Origin of the sequence: Streptomyces sp. UNOB3_S3, from assembly GCF_020740895.1 — a bacterium.
GTDB lineage: Bacteria > Actinomycetota > Actinomycetes > Streptomycetales > Streptomycetaceae > Streptomyces.
Window position 1 is genome coordinate 1 of record NZ_JAILXP010000584.1, and the last position, 2,868, is coordinate 2,868.

2 protein-coding genes are annotated in these 2,868 nt (G+C 76.3%); one reads left to right on the top strand and one right to left on the bottom strand.

Features of this window, described 5'->3' with window-relative positions:
* Window positions 1–236 precede the first annotated feature (236 nt).
* Complete coding sequence (locus K6I33_RS33930; protein ID WP_229358651.1) at window positions 237–1,445, bottom strand: MFS transporter; 1,209 nt, start codon at window positions 1,443–1,445, stop codon at window positions 237–239.
* 111 nt (window positions 1,446–1,556) lie between these two features.
* On the opposite strand from K6I33_RS33930, the gene K6I33_RS33935 reads away from it, so the two are divergent.
* Window positions 1,557–2,868, top strand: a 1,312-nt coding sequence (locus K6I33_RS33935; RefSeq protein ID WP_229358652.1) for an aminotransferase class I/II-fold pyridoxal phosphate-dependent enzyme, incomplete at its 3' end; no start/stop codon positions are given.

The window sequence follows — 2,868 nt, forward strand, 5'->3', positions numbered from 1 at the left end:
CCCGCACACATCCCGCCGCCTCCCGCGCCAGCACCCGTGCCGTGCCCGTCCCCGCCGCCCGGTCGGCGTCCGACCGCAGATAAGCGAGTCCCATCGCCCCTCCCCCTCCAGCGCCCTTCCGGTGCGTCCTGAAGCCCATCACGGTACGTGAAGGACCGGTGTCCTCCGGGCGGTTCGGGCAGGGATGCCGTCGGACGGAGTACGCCGCGCGGCGACGGCTGACCGGGCGGGGGCGGTCAGATGCGGGTCGCCGGGACGGCCTCCGGCCGTGGGGCGGGCGCGGCGAGGCGGGTGCGGACGAGGCGGTGCTGGGCGGCGCAGGTCGCGGCGATGAGGGTGCCGAAGGCCGTCCAGCCGAGGGGGCCCGTGGCGATGGCCGCCGTGACGGCCAGGGGGCCGACGGCGCGCTGGGTCGCCTGGGCGAGGCCGTGGACGCCCAGGTAGGCGCCCTGGGCGGTGTCGGGGGCCAGGGCGATGGACAACTCCCAGGACACGGTGGCGTGGAGCATCTCGGCGAGGGTGAAGCCGGTGGCGGCGAGGGTCAGGAAGACCGTGGCGGGTACGGCGCCGTGCGCGGCGGAGGCCGCCATGGCGACGCCGGAGGCGGCGAGGACGGCGCCGAGGGGGAGGAGCAGGGCGCGCGCCCTGGCGGTCGTGGCGCCGAAGCGGGCGAGGGGCACCTGGAGGGCCACGACCAGCACGCTGTTGAGCACCAGCAGCAGGGGGACGAGGCCGTGCGGGGCGTCGGTGGCGCGGATCGCCCACAGGGGCAGGCCCACCCGGAAGACGGCGTCGTCGAGGAAGAGGACGGTCTCGCTGACCACGTACGCGAGGTAGGTGCGGTCCCGCCAGGGGTTCGTGGGGAGTGCCGCCGGGACGGGCCCGGAGTCGCTCGTGACGGTGCGGGCGGGCGCCGACGCCTCCGCGCAGCGCAGGGTGATCAGGGCGGCGGCGACGAACGAGAGGGCGTCGCCGAGGAGCAGGCCCGTGTAGACGGTCGTCGTGCCGGCGGAGAGGGCCGCGGCGGCGCCGAGGCCGCCGACGGCCCAGCCGGCGTTGGCGACGGTGCGGTGAACGGCCTGGTAGCGCACTCGTTCGGGGCCGGCGATGCGGGAGGCGTAGAGCTTGGTGAGCACGCTCGACGCCCGGTCGCCGAACCCGCCGACCGCCGAACAGGCCAGCAGGAGCGTGTAGTCGTGGGTGAGGAGCAGCCCCACGGCGCCCACGGTGCGCAGCAGTTGGAGGGCGGCCAGGACGTGGACGACCGGCAGCCGGTCGGCCAGGATTCCGCCGGCCGGCGCGCCCGCGATGCCGACGATCCCCGCGGCGGCGACCAGGGTGCCCACCTCGGCCACGCCGAGGTGGGCGACGTAGGTGAAGTACAGGACCGAGGTGGCGGCCCACAGGCCGCTGCCGACCCGGTCGACGAGGGCGACCGCGAGCATGCGCCGCCCGTCCCGCCCTCCTGGAATCCGTGCCTTTGGTATCCGTGCCTCGCGCATCGTTCCCCCCGATTCCCTTGCCAACCAGATATGTATCAATACATAATTGACGATGTGGCAACACAATATGCGATCACAGGTACGACAGCCAAGGCCCTTTCCGCGTCCGTCGAACGGGGCGTGACCGAGGGCGCGTTGGAGCCCGGCGCCGCGCTGCCGCCGGTGCGCAGGCTCGCAGAGGACCTCGGGATCAGCCCCGGCACGGTCGCGACCGCCTACAAGGAGCTGCGGCGGCGCGGGATCGTCGTCACCCGGGGGAGGGGCGGCACGGTCGTCGCACCCGCCCCCGCCGTGGCCTCCCGGCGCCCGCCCAGGGTGCCCGAAGGGGTGCGCGACCTGGCCGGCGGCCACCCGGACCCGGCCTTCCTCCCCGATCTCCTGCCGCCCGGCCGGCTCTCGCCCGGCGCCCGCTCCCACCGTTCGTCCCCCCGGCTGCCGCGCCTGGAGGAGGCCGTCCGCGCCTGGCTGGGGGCCGACGGGGTGCCGGTGGAGCACGTGACGTTCGCGCACGGCGCGCTGGACATGATCGGACGGCTGCTGTCCGTCGAGCTCCGCCCGGGCGACGCCGTGGCCATGGAGGACCCCGGCTACCACCACCTGCTCGACCTCCTCACGGCGCTCGGGCTGCGCACCGTCGCCGTCGCGGTCGACGACGAGGGCATGCGCCCCGAGGCACTGCGCGCCGCGCTGCGCGCGGGCGTGCGCGCCGTGGTGTGCAGCCCCCGGGCGCAGAACCCCTGGGGCGGCCGCTTCACCCCCGCCCGCCGGGACGCGCTGGTGGCGGTCCTGCGCGAGGCGCCCGACGTCCTCGTGATCGAGAACGACCACGCGGGGAGCATCGCGGCGGCCCCCCTCCACACCCTCACCGGCGGCGGCCTCGCGCGCTGGGCGCACGTCGCGACCGTCACCAAGTACCTGGGCACGGACCTGCGCTGGGCGGCCGCCGCCTGCGACGCGACGACCCTCGCCCGGCACGACGGACGGATGCTGCTCACCTCCGGCTGGGTGAGCCACCTGCTCCAGGAGACGGTCCTCGGCCTGATGACGGACGCCGGCACCCGGGACCTGGTGCGCCGGGCCCGCGACGCCTACGAGGAACGGCGGCTGGCCCTGGCCGGCGAGCTCGGCCGGCACGGCATCACGGCCCACGGGGCGAGCGGCATGAACGTCTGGGTGCCCGTGCGGGACGAGTCCGCCGTGGTCAACGGACTGCGGACGTACGGCTGGTGGGTCGCCGCCGGGGCCCGCTTCCGGATCGGCGGCGCGCCCGGGGTGCGCATCACCGCCGCCGGGCTGCCGCCCGCCGACGCACGACGGCTGGCCGCCGACTTCGCGGCGGTGCCGCGCGGCTTGGCCGCGTCGGCGG